This is a genomic window from Actinomadura sp. WAC 06369, from assembly GCF_003947565.1.
GTDB classification, from domain to species: Bacteria; Actinomycetota; Actinomycetes; order Streptosporangiales; family Streptosporangiaceae; genus Spirillospora; species Spirillospora rifamycini.
Map to the genome: position 1 here is coordinate 65495 of NZ_QHJN01000015.1, position 15261 is coordinate 80755.

The 15261-nt window shown below is 73.0% G+C and carries 19 protein-coding genes; 16 read left to right on the top strand and 3 right to left on the bottom strand.

Going from position 1 to position 15261, the window contains the following annotated elements:
- Positions 1-27: 27 nt before the first annotated feature.
- Together DMH08_RS06805 and DMH08_RS06810 are read right to left on the bottom strand one after the other, a co-directional pair.
- A complete protein-coding gene (locus DMH08_RS06805; RefSeq protein WP_125612407.1) occupies positions 28-1473 on the bottom strand; it encodes a catalase in 1446 nt (481 codons plus the stop codon).
- A gap of 89 nt (positions 1474-1562) precedes the next feature.
- A complete protein-coding gene (locus tag DMH08_RS06810; RefSeq protein ID WP_026402915.1) occupies positions 1563-1997 on the bottom strand; it encodes a Fur family transcriptional regulator in 435 nt (144 codons plus the stop codon).
- Between the two features lie 222 nt (positions 1998-2219).
- Here DMH08_RS06810 and DMH08_RS06815 point away from each other — a divergent pair, with 222 nt between their 5' ends.
- The 3 genes from DMH08_RS06815 (at position 2220) to DMH08_RS06825 (ending at position 4502) form a co-directional block, all read left to right on the top strand.
- Positions 2220-3323 carry a CapA family protein gene (locus DMH08_RS06815; RefSeq protein ID WP_034518295.1) on the top strand — a complete coding sequence of 368 codons (1104 nt, stop codon included), beginning with the start codon at positions 2220-2222 and terminating at the stop codon, positions 3321-3323.
- Positions 3324-3405: 82 nt separating this feature from the next.
- A complete protein-coding gene (locus DMH08_RS06820) occupies positions 3406-3798 on the top strand; it encodes a nuclear transport factor 2 family protein (RefSeq protein WP_026402914.1) in 393 nt (130 codons plus the stop codon).
- A gap of 122 nt (positions 3799-3920) precedes the next feature.
- The gene (locus DMH08_RS06825; RefSeq protein WP_125612409.1) at positions 3921-4502 is read left to right on the top strand and encodes a hypothetical protein; all 582 of its coding nucleotides are present in this window, start codon (positions 3921-3923) and stop codon (positions 4500-4502) included.
- On the opposite strand, the gene DMH08_RS06830 is transcribed toward DMH08_RS06825, so the two are convergent.
- Positions 4459-4959: a hypothetical protein gene (locus tag DMH08_RS06830; RefSeq protein WP_125612411.1), complete on the bottom strand. Its 501-nt coding sequence runs from the start codon at positions 4957-4959 to the stop codon at positions 4459-4461. The genes DMH08_RS06825 and DMH08_RS06830 overlap by 44 nt on opposite strands.
- Before the next feature lie 204 nt (positions 4960-5163).
- Here DMH08_RS06830 and DMH08_RS06835 point away from each other — a divergent pair, with 204 nt between their 5' ends.
- The 13 genes from DMH08_RS06835 to hypE all read left to right on the top strand — a co-directional run bounded on the left by DMH08_RS06835 (position 5164) and on the right by hypE (position 15235).
- Complete coding sequence (locus DMH08_RS06835) at positions 5164-6495, top strand: hypothetical protein (RefSeq protein ID WP_233617445.1); 1332 nt, start codon at positions 5164-5166, stop codon at positions 6493-6495.
- Positions 6492-7067 carry a hydrogenase maturation protease gene (locus DMH08_RS06840; RefSeq protein WP_199747649.1) on the top strand — a complete coding sequence of 192 codons (576 nt, stop codon included), beginning with the start codon at positions 6492-6494 and terminating at the stop codon, positions 7065-7067. Before DMH08_RS06835 ends, DMH08_RS06840 begins: the two co-directional genes overlap by 4 nt.
- A gap of 1 nt (position 7068) precedes the next feature.
- The gene (locus tag DMH08_RS06845; RefSeq protein WP_233617446.1) at positions 7069-7446 is read left to right on the top strand and encodes a hydrogenase maturation nickel metallochaperone HypA; all 378 of its coding nucleotides are present in this window, start codon (positions 7069-7071) and stop codon (positions 7444-7446) included.
- Positions 7446-8006, top strand: coding sequence for a hemerythrin domain-containing protein (locus tag DMH08_RS06850; protein WP_199747650.1), 561 nt, complete (start codon positions 7446-7448; stop codon positions 8004-8006). Before DMH08_RS06845 ends, DMH08_RS06850 begins: the two co-directional genes overlap by 1 nt.
- Entirely contained in the window at positions 8003-9067 is a 1065-nt protein-coding gene (locus DMH08_RS06855; RefSeq protein ID WP_026402910.1) for a hydrogenase expression protein HypE, read from the top strand. Before DMH08_RS06850 ends, DMH08_RS06855 begins: the two co-directional genes overlap by 4 nt.
- Before the next feature lie 34 nt (positions 9068-9101).
- Positions 9102-10907, top strand: coding sequence for a nickel-dependent hydrogenase large subunit (locus DMH08_RS06860; RefSeq protein WP_125612415.1), 1806 nt, complete (start codon positions 9102-9104; stop codon positions 10905-10907).
- Positions 10900-11541, top strand: coding sequence for a NifU family protein (locus DMH08_RS06865; RefSeq protein ID WP_125612417.1), 642 nt, complete (start codon positions 10900-10902; stop codon positions 11539-11541). Before DMH08_RS06860 ends, DMH08_RS06865 begins: the two co-directional genes overlap by 8 nt.
- Positions 11538-12278: a DUF5947 family protein gene (locus tag DMH08_RS06870; protein ID WP_125612418.1), complete on the top strand. Its 741-nt coding sequence runs from the start codon at positions 11538-11540 to the stop codon at positions 12276-12278. The genes DMH08_RS06865 and DMH08_RS06870 overlap by 4 nt, the downstream gene beginning before the upstream one ends.
- A 2-nt stretch (positions 12279-12280) precedes the next feature.
- A complete protein-coding gene (locus DMH08_RS06875; protein WP_125612420.1) occupies positions 12281-12490 on the top strand; it encodes a hypothetical protein in 210 nt (69 codons plus the stop codon).
- A gap of 64 nt (positions 12491-12554) precedes the next feature.
- Positions 12555-12662: a DUF6893 family small protein gene (locus tag DMH08_RS42770; protein WP_425248255.1), complete on the top strand. Its 108-nt coding sequence runs from the start codon at positions 12555-12557 to the stop codon at positions 12660-12662.
- A gap of 31 nt (positions 12663-12693) precedes the next feature.
- Entirely contained in the window at positions 12694-12978 is a 285-nt protein-coding gene (locus tag DMH08_RS06880; RefSeq protein WP_125612422.1) for a HypC/HybG/HupF family hydrogenase formation chaperone, read from the top strand.
- A 35-nt stretch (positions 12979-13013) separates the two neighbouring features.
- Positions 13014-14144, top strand: coding sequence for a hydrogenase formation protein HypD (gene hypD, locus DMH08_RS06885; RefSeq protein WP_026402906.1), 1131 nt, complete (start codon positions 13014-13016; stop codon positions 14142-14144).
- Positions 14141-15235 carry a hydrogenase expression/formation protein HypE gene (gene hypE / locus DMH08_RS06890; RefSeq protein WP_026402905.1) on the top strand — a complete coding sequence of 365 codons (1095 nt, stop codon included), beginning with the start codon at positions 14141-14143 and terminating at the stop codon, positions 15233-15235. The genes hypD and hypE overlap by 4 nt, the downstream gene beginning before the upstream one ends.
- The last annotated feature ends 26 nt before the right edge of the window (positions 15236-15261 follow it).

Sequence of the window (15261 nt, forward strand, 5' to 3'; positions counted from 1 at the left end):
CGCCCCTGGCTCACTGTCCGGGAAGGGTCAGGAGCCGTTGACGCCGAGGCCCTGCGCGACGCGGTCGCCCAGGTCCTTCTGGACGTTGCGCCAGTACTCGACCACGCGCTTCTTCATGTCGCTCGTGACCTCCGGCGCGTTCGCGTGCAGGAGGATGTTGTGCACCATGTGGTCGCGGTCGGTCTCGCCGAGGACCTTCTCCCACAGGGCGCGCGGCTGCACGAAGTCGTCGTCCTCGCTGTGCAGCCGGTAGGCGCTGCGGACGATCTCGCCCGCGACCTCGTAGCTCTCGCCCTTCCACAGCTCCGGGTCCGCCTGCGGCCCGCCGACCGAGTTCGGCGCGTACACCGGGTCGCCGGAGTTGTAGAACGCCATCGCGCCGTCCTTGTTGTAGCTGTGGACGGGCGAGTGCGGGCGGTTCACCGGAAGGTGCAGGTAGTTCGCGCCGATCCGGTAGCGGTGGGCGTCCGGGTAGGAGAACAGCCGGCCCTGCAGCATCTTGTCGGGGGACGGGCCGATGCCGGGGACGAAGTTGGCGGGCTCGAACGCGGCCTGCTCGATCTCGGCGAAGTAGTTCTCCGGGTTCCGGTTCAGCGTCCACTTCCCGATGGTGATCAGCGGGTAGTCGCCGTGCGGCCACACCTTGGTGAGGTCGAACGGGTTGAACCGGTAGTCGGCCGCGTCCTCGAACGGCATGATCTGCACCTGCACCGTCCAGGACGGGTGGTCGCCGCGCTGGATCGCGGTGTACAGGTCGCGGATGTGGACGTCCGGGTCCTGCGCGTCGGCCTCTTCGGCGGTGAAGTTCTTGATGCCCTGGTCGGTCTTGAAGTGGTACTTCACCCAGAACTTCTCACCGGCGGCGTTGTACCAGAGGAACGTGTGCGAGCCGTACCCGTTCATGTGCCGCCACGACGCGGGCGTCCCGCGGTCGGTCATCAGCCAGGACACCTGGTGCGCCGACTCGGGCGAGAGCGTCCAGAAGTCCCACTGCATGTTGTTGTCGCGCAGGTGGTTGTCGGCGCGGCGCTTCTGCGAGTGGATGAAGTCGGAGAACTTCTGCGGGTCCCGGATGAAGAAGACCGGGGTGTTGTTGCCGACGAGGTCGTAGTTGCCCTCCTCGGTGTAGAACTTGATCGAGAAGCCGCGCGGGTCGCGGCCCGCGTCGGCCGAGCCGAGCTCGCCCGCGACGGAGCTGAACCGCACCAGCGACTCGGTGCGGGCGCCCTTCTGGAAGAGCTTGGCGCGGGTGAACTGGCTGACGTCCTCGGTGATCTCCAGAACGCCGTACGCGCCGCCGCCCTTGGCATGGACGACGCGCTCGGGGACGCGCTCGCGGTTGAAGTGCGCCATCTTCTGGATGAGGTAGTGGTCCTGCAGCAGCAGGGGGCCGTTCGGGCCGACGGACTGGGAGTGCGCGTCGCTGGGCGCGGGGATCCCGGCGTCGGTGGTGGTGGTCGGCCTCTCGGACATGGGCGCGGTTCCTCTCTGGTGCGTGCTGCTCTGGTGCGTGTTGCTCTGGTGCGTGCTGTTCTGGTGCGTCGTGGCGTGGGAAGTCGTGCTCATCGGGGGCCGGGACGGCAGGCGGGGCACAGGCCCCAGAACGTGACGTCCGCCTCGTCGACGAGGAATCCGGAGTCGTCGACGGGCTCCAGGCAGGGCGGGTGCCCCACGGCGCAGTCGACGTCCCGGACGGTGCCGCACCGGCGGCAGACGAGGTGGTGGTGGTTGTCGCCGATGCGGCCCTCGAACCGGGCGGGGCTGCCGGCCGGCTCGATCCGGCGCACCAGCCCGGCCGCGGTCATCGCGTGCAGGGCCTCGTAGACGGCCTGCAGCGAGACGCGGCCCACGCGCTCGCGGACCCCTGCGGCGACGGCGTCGACGCCGAGGTGGTTCCCGGCGCGGACGGTCTCCAGGATCGCGACCCGGGCCGCCGTCACGCGCAGCCCGGCGCCGCGCAGCTCGGCGGCGGCGTTCGGCGTCTCGGTGGCGGTCATGCGTCCCAACGTACCCTCACAAACACGAATGATTCAAGAAAACGAATCGTACAGGCTTAGTGGGGCGGTGGTCGCGCGACGATGTGTGGGCGTTGTCTCACCTGCATCACCTTTTCGTCGAAACCGCAGGTCGCGGGGCATCGCACTGCCGGCCGCATGGCATGCTCGTCCCGTCACGGGAGCCCGAGCGGAGGCCGGTCCATGAACAAGGTGCGCGGGAACATGCGGCGGAGCAGGATCGCGGCGGCGGCCGCGGCCGGCGGGATGCTCCTCGCCTCGGCGGCATGCGGGCTGACGGGCGGCGACACGCCCCCGGCCGCGGGCGCCACCTCCCCGGCGGGCTCGACGCCGCCCGCCCCGCCGCCGAGCCCGTCCGAACCGGCGAAGGAGCCGATCGTGCTGGCGTTCGCGGGCGACAGCAACTTCGAGGCCCAGCTCCGCCCCCGCCTCGCGAAGCCGAAGACGGCGTTCGGGCCGACCGCGGCGACCCTCCGCAAGGCCGACCTCGCGATGGTGAACCTGGAGACGGCGATCACCGAGGGCGGGACGAAGGCCCCGAAGACGTACGCGTTCCGCGCCCCCGCCTCGGCGTTCACCGCGCTGAAGGCCGCCGGGGTGGACGTGACGTCCATGGCGAACAACCACGGCATGGACTACGGGGTGTCCGGGCTGCGCGACTCCATGGCGGCGATCAAGAAGAGCCGCTTCCCCACCGTGGGGATCGGGATGAACGCCGCCGAGGCGTACAAGCCGTACCGGACGACGGTGAAGGGCAACAAGATCGCGATCGTCGGCGCCACCCAGGTGCTCGACGACAACCTCATCGAGGCGTGGACGGCGACCGACACCAAGCCCGGACTCGCCTCCGCCAAGAACGTCCCCCGGATGGTGCAGGCGGTGAAGGAGGCCGCGGAGGGCTCCGACCTGGTCATCGTCCACGTGCACTGGGGGCAGGAGCTCAACCCCTGCCCGCTGCCGCGCCAGAAGACGCTCGCCCAGGAGCTCACCGCCGCCGGCGCCGACATCATCGTCGGCGGCCACGCGCACATCCCGCTGGGCGGCGGCTACATGGACAACGGCGCCTACATCCACTACGGCATGGGGAACTTCCTGTTCGCCTCGGCCCGCGGCCAGAGCGCGCGCTCCGGCATCCTGGCGCTGCGCGTCGAGAACGGCAAGGTCACGAAGGACAAGTGGATGCCCGTCAGCATCCAGGGCGGCGTCCCGATCCCGCTCAAGGGCGCCGCGGCGAAGGCCGAGGTGAAGCGCTGGAACGGCCTGCGCGAGTGCACCGGCCTGAACGCGAAGCCGACCGCCGCCCCCTGACCGCAGGGCCCGCGGTCCGGCGGGGCGACCGGTGGGTAGTGTCGCTCGCACCTGGTCAGCGATTCGAGTACGGAGGTGCGGCATGCACGCGTTCCGGAAGGCCGTGGAGGCGGGCGACGTCGACGGCGCGATCGCGCTGCTGGCCGACGACGTCGTGTTCGTCAGCCCGGTCGCGCACAAGCCCTACGAGGGCAAGGCGATCACGGCCGCGATCCTGCGGGGCGTCTTCCGCGTGTTCGAGGACTTCCGGTACGTGGGCGAGCTGGAGGGCGCGGACGGCCGGGAGCACGCGCTCGTGTTCAAGACCCGCGTCGGCGACCGGGACCTGGACGGCTGCGACTTCCTCCGGCTCGACGACCAGGGGAAGATCGCCGAGTTCATGGTGATGGTGCGGCCGCTGTCGGGCGCGAACGCCCTCGCCGAGGCGATGGGCGCCCAGTTCGACCGCATCGAGCGCGAGGCGCTCGGCGGCTGACCCCGCCCGCCCCGGCGGGGCTCCCCCGCACGGGCGAGGGGCCGGGTACCCGCGAGGGACGTGCCCGCAGGGGCGCGGTCGCGAGCATGGAGGCGTCCTGACCAGCACCTCTGGAGGCCGCCATGACCGTCACCGCCCAGCCCGCCGCCCGCCCCGGCGCGGGCGCGCCCAGCCGCCCCGGCACCGCCCGGCCCGTGCCGCGATGGGCCGAACGGGTCGCGCACCTCGTGCCGCTGACCGTCCTGCCGTCCGGGCTGTGGCGGGTCGCGCTCGGCCTCGGCGTGCCGCTCGGCTTCGCCGAGGGCAGCGACATGACGGACTTCCCGCACCCGATCGGCACCCCGTACGTGTTCGCGCTGAGCCTCCTGTCCGAGTGCCTCGCGCTACTCACGCTCGGCCTGGTGCGGCCGTGGGGCGAGGTGTTCCCCCGGTGGATCCCGCTGGTCGGCGGGCGCCGCGTGCCGGTGGCGTTCGCGGTCGGCGCGGCGTCGCTCGGCGCGGTCGCGGTGACGCTGATCGGGTTCGCGGCGGCCGCGAACTGGTCGGACGCGATGGCGGCGCCGGAGGCCCCGGAGGGCGCCGCGGCCTGGGTGATGACGCTCGCGTACGCGCCGTTCCTCGCCTGGGGGCCGCTGCTCGCGGTCGTCACCGCCCACTACTTCATGCGCCGCGTCCGGGACGGCGCGGCCGGCGGGGACGCGTGACGGCGGTCGGTTCGGGGGCGAGGCGGCCGGCGACGACGACGCCGTACAGCAGGTGGTCGAGCGCGACGAGCGCCCGCCAGACGCCGTGGCGGTGCGGGGAGTGCTCGACGCCGAGGGCGGGACCCACGACCAGCTCGTAGCCGAGCCAGACCGCCAGCCCGTACGCCGGGCCGGACAGGCGGTGGCCGCGGACCCGGTCCGGCAGCAGGCCGAAAAGCGCGCCGCCGCCCGCCCCGTAAACCCAATGGAACACTTCGGTCAACGCTTCGCGCTGCCGTTCCGGCAGTTTCCTGACCACTACCGGGGCCTGCTCTTCCACAATGGCCGCAGGCGGGCTCGTCTGCCGCGGCACGGCCGCCGCCGTGACGGTGCGCAGCCCCGTCATCGCCATCGCCCCCACCGCGCCGCGGGCGGCCGCCCGCACGGTGTCCCCGTGCCGCTGCCTGCGCCTTCGCATCCCAGCCCCCGCCGATCGCCGCGTTCCGCGCACCGCGATTACAGCACGGCCGCGCGCCGGACCGGTAGGTGACGCCGTCACTTATCGGCGGGCGCCACTTACCTGGACCGGCGGCCCGTTGATAGACCCGAAAAAGGACGCACGGGGCGTTCCGGTAAGGGGAGAGAGGCGATGGCGGCGACCGGTTTCGAAAGCGTTCGGGCGGTGGCCGACGCCATTCTGTACGAGGGCTACCTGCTGTACCCGTACCGCCGCTCGTCCGGCAAGAACCGGGTCCGCTGGCAGTTCGGGGTGCTCGCGCCGCGCTCGTGGGCGGACGCGCACGGGCTCGACGACACGGGCGTCGCCGGGTCCGCCGAGTCGTGGTGGCAGCAGACCGAATGCCTGCTGGAGGCCCCCGGCGACGCCGCGATCACCTGCCGGCTGCGGTTCCTGCGGATCCAGCGCAGGACGGTCGAGCGCCGCCGCCCCGACGGGACGTTCGAGGACGTCGCCGCGCTCGGCCCGCACGTCCCGTTCGACGAGGCGGTCCCGCACGAGTTCGACGTCGCCGCGCCGCTGGCCGACCTGCTCGCGGGCGAGCGGCGGTTCACCGTCCGGGCCCCGGCGGGCGAGGAGCACGAGGACGTCGAGGGCGGCCGGGTCGTCCGGCGCCGCCTCGACGTCGACGCGACCGTGACGATGTCCGCGTCCCGCCGCGACGCGCCGTTCCCGCTGCACCGGCTGCGGATCCGGGTCGAGAACGGGCACACCGCCGACCGGGCCGCCGCGTCCCGCGACGAGGCGCTGCGCTGGTCGATGCTCGCCGCGCACACGATGGTCGCGACCGTCGACGGGGCGTTCGTGTCGCTGCTGGACCCGCCGCGGTGGGCCGAGCACGCCGCCCGCGAGTGCGTGAACGTGCACGCGTTCCCGGTGCTCGCCGGGCCCGAGGGCGAGCGCGGGCTCGTCCTGTCGGCGCCGATCCTGCTGTACGACCACCCGCGGATCGCGCCGGAGAGCCCCGGCGACCTGCACGACGCGACGGAGATCGACGAGATCCTGTCGCTGCGGACGATGACGCTGACCGACGCGGAGAAGCGGGAGGCGCGGGCCACCGACGCCCGCGCCGCCGCGATCCTCGACCGGGTCGACGCGATGCCGGACGAGGTGTTCGAGCGGCTGCACGGCGCCGTCCGGTCCCTGGGCCCGCTCCCGGAGGCGGCGGACGCCCCGGCGGACGATCCGGCGGACGGCGGGACGGTGCTGGTGGACGGCGTCGCGGTCGGGCGCGGCAGCCGGGTGCGGCTGCGGCCGCGGCCGCACGGCACGGACCCGCAGGACCGCTTCCTCGACGGCCGCACCGCGACCGTGGAGGCCGTCCTCACCGACGTCGACGACGCCCGCCACCTCGCGGTCTCCCTGGAGGAGGACCCCGCCTCCGAGCTGAACCGCTGGTACGGGCGGTTCCGGTACTTCGCGCCCGATGAGGTGGAGCCCCTCACCGACGAGCCCCTGGCGGACGAGCCGCTCGCGGATGAGGGGAGCGCGCGGTGACGCGGACGCGCCGGGTGCTCGTGGCGGGCATCGGCAACATCTTCCTGGGCGACGACGGCTTCGGCGTCGAGGTCGTCCGGCGGCTGGACGCGCCGGGCCTGCCGGAGAACGTGGACGTCGCCGACTACGGCATCCGCGGCGTCCACCTCGCCTACGAACTGCTCGACGGCCGCCACGACACGCTGATCATGGTGGACGCCGTCCCGCTGGACGGCGCGCGGCCCGGGGAGCTGGCCGTCCTGGACGCGACCGGCGCCGGCGCCGACCCGGACGGCGCGGACGACGACGGCCCGTTCGGCGTGCCCCCGGTGGACGGCCACGGCATGCATCCCCTCGCGGTGCTGCGGCTGCTGCACCGGCTCGGCGGCCGGGTGGGGCGCGTGCTCGTCGTCGGGTGCCGGCCCGCGGACGTCGGGGAGCGGATGGGGCTGTCCGCTCCGGTGACCGCCGCGCTGGACGAGGCCGTCCGGCTGGTGGGGCGGCTCGCCCGCGAGGAGGCCGCGCGGACGTCCGAGCGGCCCGACCACACGGCCCACATCCGCAGGACCGATACGGAGGCGACCAGTGCATGAAATGGGAATGTGCGACGCGATCGTGGACGCCGCGCGCAGGCGCGCCAGGGGGCGCCCGGTGAGCGGCGTCCGGGTGCGCGTCGGCGGCCATCCCGTCGACCCGGACGTCATCGACCAGGGGTTCCGGCTGGCGGCCGAGGGCACCGAGATCGAGGGCGCGCGCATCGACCTGGTCATGGAGCCGCTGTCGGTGCACTGCCGGGACTGCGGCGGCACGACGCCCGTCGGGTCGGCGGCGCAGCTCGCCGCGTGCCCGGTGTGCGGCGGCGTGGACGTCGAGACGCGGGGCCGCGACGACGTGGTCCTGGAGTCGATCACCGTCGCGGCGGACGCGCCGGACGCCGCGCCCGAGCCCGAACCGGAGCGGGGGAGCGCGTGATGGCGATGGACGCGATCGACCTGCTCAAGCACGACCACCGGATGGTCGAGCAGCTCTTCCGCGACTTCCACGCGGCGGCGTCCGCGACGCAGCGCAACGGCGTCGTCGACATCCTCGTGCGCGAGCTGTCCAAGCACGCCGCCGTCGAGGAGCTGATCTTCTACCCGTTCGCGGCGAAGGCGCTGCGGGACGAGTCGCTGGTGCGGCGGCACCTGGACGAGCACATGGCGGTGAAGGAGGCGCTGGCCGAGCTGGACGCCCTGGCGCGGTCGGACGGCCGGGCCGGCGGGCGCGCGGAGGAGCTGATCGAGCTGCTCCGCCGCGACGTCGAGGAGCACCTGGAGGACGAGGAGGGCGTGCTGATGCCGCGCCTCCGCGAGGCGGTGGACGAGACGGCGCTGCGGGACCTCGGGCGGACGCTGGAGAAGGCGAAGGGGACGGCGCCGACGCGCCCGCACCCGCACGCCCCGGACCGTCCGCCGGGGCTCACGGTGGCGGCCCCGGTGGCCGCCGCCTACGACCGGATGCGCGACCGGGCGCAAGGGAGGCCACGGACATGACGCAGACGCGCGAGCGGGGCGGGACCACGGCCCCGGACGGGTTCGACGAGATCCACATCCTGTGGATATCCGAGGGGATGAGCTGCGACGGCGACACGGTGTCGGTGACGGCCTCGTCCCAGCCGGCGATCGAGGACGTCGTCAACGGGGTGATCCCGGGCCTGCCGAAGGTGAACCTGCACAACAAGGTGCTGTCGCCGACGCTCGGCGGCGAGGAGTTCCTCGCGGCGTTCCGGGCCGCGGCGCGCGGCGAGCTGGAGCCGTTCATCCTCGTCATCGAGGGGTCGATCCCGAACGAGAAGATCAACGGGGACGGCTACTGGACGTCGTTCGGCAACGACCCGGACACCGGCGAGCCGATGACGCTGAACACGTGGATCGACATGCTCGCGCCCCGCGCGTGGGCGGTCGTCGCGGCCGGGACGTGCGCGACGTACGGCGGGATCCACGCGATGGCGGGCAACCCGACCGGCTGCATGGGCCTCGCCGACTACCTCGGGTGGGACTTCCGGTCGGCGGGGGCGCTGCCGATCGTGAACATCCCCGGCTGCCCGGTGCAGCCGGAGAACTTCATGGAGACCCTGACCTGGGTGCTGTACCACGCGGCGGGCGCCGCGCCGCCGCCCCCGCTGGACGACATGCTGCGCCCGCAGTGGCTGTTCGGCAAGACGGTCCACGAGGGCTGCGACCGCGCCGCGTACTACGAGCAGGCCGACTTCGGCCGGGACTACAACTCGCCGAAGTGCCAGGTGAAGATCGGCTGCTGGGGCCCGGTGGTGAACTGCAACGTCACCAAGCGCGGCTGGATGAACGGGGTCGGCGGCTGCCCGAACGTCGGCGGCATCTGCATCGCCTGCACGATGCCGGGCTTCCCGGACAAGTTCATGCCGTTCATGGACCAGCCGCCCGGCGGCAGCCTCTCCTCGATGCTGATCAGGCCGTACGGGGGCTTCATCCGCCGGATGCGCGGGATCACCAACCGCACCGCGAACCGGGAACCGCGGTGGCACCACAACAAGGACGTGCTGACCAGCGGCTACGACCCGCGCTACCGCCCGTAGCGCCGCCCGCGACACCGGAAAGAGGGAACGACCCATGGCGCACACCGCGCAGACGAAGCCGGCGCCGGCCGGGGCGACGGGATCCGAGCAGCTCGTCGAGATGTCCTGGGACCCGATCACCCGCATCATCGGCAACCTCGGCATCTACACGAAGATCGACTTCGCGAACCGGCGGGTGGCCGAGTGCCACAGCACGTCCTCGCTGTTCCGCGGCTACTCGGTCTTCATGAAGGGCAAGGACCCGCGGGACGCCGGGTTCATCACCTCCCGCATCTGCGGGATCTGCGGCGACAACCACACGACGTGCTCGGTGTACGCGCAGAACATGGCGTACGGCATCAAGACCCCGCCGCTGGGCGAGCTGATCCTGAACCTCGGCGAGGCCGCCGAGTACATGTTCGACCACACGATCTTCCAGGACAACCTCGTCTTCGTCGACTACTGCGAGGCGATGGTCAAGGACACGAACCCGAGCGTGCTGCGGCGGGCCCGGGAGACCGAGGCGCCGAACGCCGGGATCCACGGGTACCGGACGATCGGCGACATCATGGCGGCGTTCAACCCGTTCGAGGGCGCCCTCTACAAGGAGGCCCTCAAGGTCAGCCGCGTCACCCGCGAGATGTTCTGCCTGATGGAGGGCCGGCACGTCCACCCGTCCACGGTGTATCCGGGCGGCGTCGGGACGATGCCGGAGCCGAGCCTCTTCACCGACTACCTCAGCCGGCTGATCGGGGTCGTCGACTTCGTGAAGCGGGCCGTCGCGATGAACGACGACGTGTTCGACTTCTTCTACGAGGCCCTGCCCGGCTACGAGGAGGTCGGCCGCCGCCGCGTCCTGCTCGGCTGCTGGGGCGCGTTCCAGAACCCCGAGGTCGTCGACTACAAGTACGAGAACATGGAGCGCTGGGGCCGCGCGATGTACGTGACGCCCGGCATCGTCGTGGACGGCGAGCTGCTGACCACGAACCTCGTCGACATCAACCTCGGCATCCGCATTCTGCTGGGCAGCTCCTACTACGACGACTGGGTGAACGAGGACCCGTTCGTCACCCACGACCCGCTCGGCAACCCGGTCGACATGCGGCACCCCTGGAACCAGACGACGCTCCCGGCGCCGCGGAAGCGCGACTTCGACGACAAGTACAGCTGGGTGATGAGCCCGCGCTGGTTCGACAAGAACACCGGCGACCACCTGGCGCTCGACACCGGCGGCGGCCCGTTCGCCCGGCTCTACACGACGGCGCTCGCCGGGCTCGTCGACACCCCGTACGTGAAGTCGACCGGGCAGAGCGTGCAGATCAGCCTGCCGAAGGGCGAGTCGCTGCCCGAGACGACCCTCGAATGGCGGATCCCGCCGTGGTCGAACGCCATCGAGCGGAACCGCGCGCGCGTGTACTTCGTGGCGTACGCCGCCGCGATGGCCGTCCAGTTCGTCGAGGAGGCGCTGCAGCGCGTCCGGGCGGGCGACACCAAGGTGTTCGAGGACTTCGACGTGCCGGACGAGGCGATCGGCTGCGGCTTCCACGAGGCGGTCCGCGGCGTCCTGTCCCACCACATGGTGATCCAGAAGGGCAAGATCGCGAACTACCACCCGTACCCGCCGACGCCGTGGAACGGCAGCCCGCGCGACAGCTACGGCACGCCCGGCCCGTACGAGGACGCCGTCCAGGACATGCCGATCTTCGAGGAGAACGGCCCGGACGACTTCCGCGGGGTCGACATCATGCGGGCCGTCCGCAGCTTCGACCCGTGCCTGCCCTGCGGCGTCCACATGTACCTCGGCAAGGGGAAGAAGCTCGAGAAGATCCACTCGCCCATGTTCGGCGCGACCCATGGCTGAGCAGCGGCGGGACGGGCGCCCGACCGGGCGACCGGACGACCGGCGGCTCGGCGAGGGCGACGTCGCCGAGCGGCTCACCCGCATCGAGGCGGCGCTCGCCGCGCTGGAGCGGACGCCCGGCCGGACGGCGGAGAGCGCGCTCGACACGGTCGCGACCCTCGCCGAGGTGTACGGCGAGGCCCTCGCCCGCGTCATGGACCGCGCCGCGCACGACGCCCGGCTCGTCTCCGCGCTCACCGACGACGACCTCGTCGGGCACCTGCTCGCGCTCCACGACGTGCACCCGGCGCCCGTCGAGGAGCGGGTGGCGCGGGCCCTGGCCGACATCCGCGAGCAGCTCGGCTCGCACGGCGCGGACGTCGAGCTGGAACTGGACGGCATCGAGGACGGCGTCGCGCGGGTGCGGCTCCCGGACGAGGCGGGCGGCGGCTGCGGGAGCTGCGGCGGCGGCGCGGACACCGCCGGGAGGGTCGAGGACGCGGTCCGCGACGCGGTGCTCGGCGTCGCGCCCGAACTGTCGGCGATCGAGCCGGTCCGGGCGCCGTCCGGACGTCCCGCCGCGGCCGGTGCGGGGGCGTTCGTGCCGGTCGAGTCGCTGTTCCGCGCCGTGCCGCCGGCGGGAGGGCCCGCATGACCGCGCTCGAACGCCTCGTCGCGCGCGCGGCCGCGCGCCGCGACACCGCCGCCGGGGAGCGCTGCGACCTGTGCGCCGAACCGATCCCGGACGACCACGGCGGCGGGCACGCGCACGTCCTCGACGAGCGCGGGGACGGGCTGCTGTGCGCCTGCCGCGCCTGCGCGCTGCTGTTCGAGCGGGACGCGGCGGGCCGGGACGCCGAGGGCCGCGGCCACTTCCGGCTCGTCCCGGGCCGCCGGGTCCGGCTGCCCGGCGTGCCGGTGGACGGCCTGGGCGTCCCGGTCGGCCTGGCGTTCTTCATCCGCCACGACGACGCCGCCGCCGGCGACGGCGACGGCGAGGGCGACGGGGGCGGGAGCCGGGTCACCGCGCACTACCCGAGCCCGGCCGGCGCCACCCGCTGCGACGTCGACCCGGCCGCCTGGGCCGCGGCCGCCGAACGCTGCGAGCCGCTGCGGTCGATGGCGCCCGAGGTCGAGGCCCTGCTCGTCCACACCGGGTCCGCCGGCGCGGGCGCGGCCGGGCGCGGCGGGCTCGCCGAGGAGCGCTGGCTCGTGCCGATCGACGACTGCTACCGCCTCGTCGCCGCCGTCCGGCGGTCCTGGAAGGGGCTGTCCGGCGGCCGCGACGTGTGGCCCGAGATCGGGCGCTTCTTCGCCGACCTCGCCGTCCGCGCGGGTGAGGGGACGGGCGCCCGCGCCGGGGAACACCCCGCCGAGAAGGGAGTGACGTGACCATGTCCGAGATCAGGGTGGGCAAGCCCCACATCAGGACCGACACGCCGTCGCACACCCGGGGCGTGCGCATGGGCAACAAGGAAGGCAACTACCGCAAGCAGCGGGGCCACCACGAGGACGGCACGGCGGACGCGCGCCGCTCGACCGGGGTCAACCCGAAGAAGCACGACGCGATCCTGCCGATCATGCCCAACCTGCCGCCCGGCTGACCACCGGGACCGGCCCGACCGGATCGACCTACCTACCTGACCGACCGACCGAGAAGGAACGAACATGCGCCTGTGGAAGATCGCCGCGGCCGTGGCCGGACTGGCCTGCTTCGCCATGCTGGTGAAGGAGTACCCGGCCGTGAAGCGCTACATCAAGATGGAACGGATGTGAGCCCGGCCGCCGCGGCCGGAGGGCCGGGCTGATGTGCCTGGGCATCCCCGGGGAGATCGTCGAGCTGCCGGCGGACGGGACGGACATCGCGAAGGTCGAGGTCGTCGGGGTGCGCCGCGCCGTGAACATCGGCCTCCTCGACGACGAGCGGCTCGCGTGCGGCGACTGGGTGCTCGTGCACGTCGGGTTCGCGATGTCGAAGATCGACGAGGCGGAGGCCGCCGCGACGCTGCGGCTGCTGCGCGGGCTCGGCGCGGCGTACGACGACGAACTGGACGCGCTCCGCGGATCGGACATCGATCTCGGCCGGAGCTGAACCGGAACGGCAACCCGAACGGAAAGGCGCGACCATTGCGGTTCGTCGACGAATACCGCGACGCGGAGCAGGCGCGGATGCTGTCCGCGCGCATCGCCGCCCTGTGCGAGCCGGGACGGCTCTACAAGTTCATGGAGGTGTGCGGCGGCCACACCCACACGATCTACAAGCACGGGCTGGAGGACTACCTGCCGGAGACCGTGCAGCTCGTGCACGGGCCCGGATGCCCGGTGTGCGTGATCCCGATGGGGCGGGTGGACGACGCCGTCGCGATCGCCCGCGACCACCCGGACGTGATCCTGGCGTCGTTCGGCGACATGATGCGCGTCCCGGGCGGCACGGGCTCGTTCCTGGACGCGAAGGCGGCGGGCGCCGACATCCGGATGGTGTACTCGCCGCTGGACGCCCTCAAGATCGCGAAGCGGAACCCGGAGCGGCGGGTCGTGTTCATGGCGATCGGGTTCGAGACGACCGCGCCGTCGACCGCGATGACCGTGCTGCGCGCGGAGGCGGAGGACATCCGCAACTTCTCCGTCTTCTGCAACCACGTGACGATCATCCCGGGCATCAAGGCGATCCTGGATTCGCCGGACCTGCGGCTCGACGGGTTCCTCGGCCCCGGCCACGTCTCGACGGTGATCGGCTGCCGCCCGTACGGGTTCATCGCGGGCGAGTACGGCAAGCCGCTCGTGTGCGCGGGGTTCGAGCCGCTCGACGTCCTGCAGTCGGTGCACATGCTGCTGGAGCAGCTCGACGAGGGCCGCAGCGAGGTCGAGAACCAGTACGCCCGGGTCGTCCCGTGGGACGGCAACCCGCGGGCGCTCGCCGCGATCGCGAAGACCATGGAGCTGCGGCCGTACTTCGAGTGGCGCGGCCTCGGGTTCATCTCCCACTCGGCGCTGCGGATGCGCGACGCCTACGCCCGCTTCGACGCCGAGCGGCTGTTCGACCTGCCGGGGGTGCGGGTCGCGGATCCGAAGGCATGCCAGTGCGGCGAGGTGCTGAAGGGCGTCCTGAAACCGTGGGAGTGCAAGGTGTTCGGGACGGCGTGCACGCCGGAGACGCCGATCGGGACGTGCATGGTGTCGTCCGAAGGGGCGTGCGCCGCGTACTACAACTTCGGCCGGTTCACGCGGGAGCGCGTGCAGGAGGCGAGCCGGGCATGACCGCGGAGACGTCCCGTGAGGAGCTGGTCCTGGAGCGCATCGAGCGCGCGCGCCGGCGCCGCCCCCGCGTGCGGGAGGAACGGGTGACGCTGGCCCACGGCGCCGGGGGCAAGGCCACGCAGACGCTCGTCGACGCCGTGTTCCTGGAGGCGTTCCGCAACCCCGCGCTGGAGGCGCTCGACGACGGCGCCGTCCTGCCCGTGGACGCCGGGCGGCTCGTGTTCACGACCGACGCGCACGTCGTCTCGCCCCTGTTCTTCCCGGGCGGCGACATCGGCGAGCTGGCGGTGAACGGGACGGTCAACGACCTCGCCGTGTGCGGGGCGCGGCCGCTGTACCTGTCCGCGGGGTTCGTCCTGGAGGAGGGCTTCCCGGTGGACGACCTGCGCCGCGTCGTCCGGTCGATGGCGGACGCGGCGGCGCGCGCGGGCGTCGCGGTCGTCGCCGGGGACACCAAGGTCGTGGAGCGCGGCAAGGCCGACGGGTGCTTCATCACCACGTCCGGTATCGGCGTCCTCGAAGGCGCGGGCGCGCGCGCAGAGCTGGGCGCGCGGTCCGTCCGCCCGGGTGACGCGGTGCTGGTGTCGGGGCCGATCGGCGACCACGGCGTCACCGTCATGCTGGCGCGCGGCGAACTCGACCTGGAGGCCGACGTCGCGTCCGACACGGCCGCCCTGCACGGGCTCACCGCCGCGCTGCTCGACGCGGTGCCGGGCGGCGTCCGGATGATGCGGGACGCGACGCGCGGCGGGGTCGCGACGGTGCTGAACGAGATCGCGGACGCGTCCGGGTGCGGCGTCGTGCTGGACGAGGCGGCGGTGCCGGTGCGCCCGGCCGTCGCGGGCGCGTGCGAGCTGCTCGGCATCGAGCCGCTGTACGTGGCGTGCGAGGGCCGGTTCGTCGCGGTCGTGGACGGGACGCGCGCGGACGCGGCGCTCGCCGTGCTGCACGGGCACCCGCTCGGCGCGGGCGCCGCGGTCGTCGGGACCGTCCGGGACGACCCGCCCGGCCTGGTGCTGCTCCGGACGGCGTTCGGCGGCACCCGCATCGTCGACACGCTGGTCGGCGACCCGCTCCCCCGCATCTGCTGAAGCGCGCGCCCCGCGTCACCCCCGCC

Bases quoted from the DNA above. Each gene is read 5' to 3' on its own strand.
- DMH08_RS06805 (WP_125612407.1), bottom strand. From the start codon at position 1,473: ATGTCCGAGAGGCCGACCACCACCACCGACGCCGGGATCCCCGCGCCC.
- DMH08_RS06810 (WP_026402915.1), bottom strand. From the start codon at position 1,997: ATGACCGCCACCGAGACGCCGAACGCCGCCGCCGAGCTGCGCGGCGCC.
- DMH08_RS06815 (WP_034518295.1), top strand. From the start codon at position 2,220: ATGCGGCGGAGCAGGATCGCGGCGGCGGCCGCGGCCGGCGGGATGCTC.
- DMH08_RS06820 (WP_026402914.1), top strand. From the start codon at position 3,406: ATGCACGCGTTCCGGAAGGCCGTGGAGGCGGGCGACGTCGACGGCGCG.
- DMH08_RS06825 (WP_125612409.1), top strand. From the start codon at position 3,921: ATGACCGTCACCGCCCAGCCCGCCGCCCGCCCCGGCGCGGGCGCGCCC.
- DMH08_RS06830 (WP_125612411.1), bottom strand. From the start codon at position 4,959: ATGCGAAGGCGCAGGCAGCGGCACGGGGACACCGTGCGGGCGGCCGCC.
- DMH08_RS06845 (WP_233617446.1), top strand. From the start codon at position 7,069: ATGGGAATGTGCGACGCGATCGTGGACGCCGCGCGCAGGCGCGCCAGG.
- DMH08_RS06850 (WP_199747650.1), top strand. From the start codon at position 7,446: ATGGCGATGGACGCGATCGACCTGCTCAAGCACGACCACCGGATGGTC.
- DMH08_RS06855 (WP_026402910.1), top strand. From the start codon at position 8,003: ATGACGCAGACGCGCGAGCGGGGCGGGACCACGGCCCCGGACGGGTTC.
- DMH08_RS06860 (WP_125612415.1), top strand. From the start codon at position 9,102: ATGGCGCACACCGCGCAGACGAAGCCGGCGCCGGCCGGGGCGACGGGA.
- DMH08_RS06865 (WP_125612417.1), top strand. From the start codon at position 10,900: ATGGCTGAGCAGCGGCGGGACGGGCGCCCGACCGGGCGACCGGACGAC.
- DMH08_RS06870 (WP_125612418.1), top strand. From the start codon at position 11,538: ATGACCGCGCTCGAACGCCTCGTCGCGCGCGCGGCCGCGCGCCGCGAC.
- DMH08_RS06875 (WP_125612420.1), top strand. From the start codon at position 12,281: ATGTCCGAGATCAGGGTGGGCAAGCCCCACATCAGGACCGACACGCCG.
- DMH08_RS42770 (WP_425248255.1), top strand. From the start codon at position 12,555: ATGCGCCTGTGGAAGATCGCCGCGGCCGTGGCCGGACTGGCCTGCTTC.
- DMH08_RS06880 (WP_125612422.1), top strand. From the start codon at position 12,694: ATGTGCCTGGGCATCCCCGGGGAGATCGTCGAGCTGCCGGCGGACGGG.
- hypE (WP_026402905.1), top strand. From the start codon at position 14,141: ATGACCGCGGAGACGTCCCGTGAGGAGCTGGTCCTGGAGCGCATCGAG.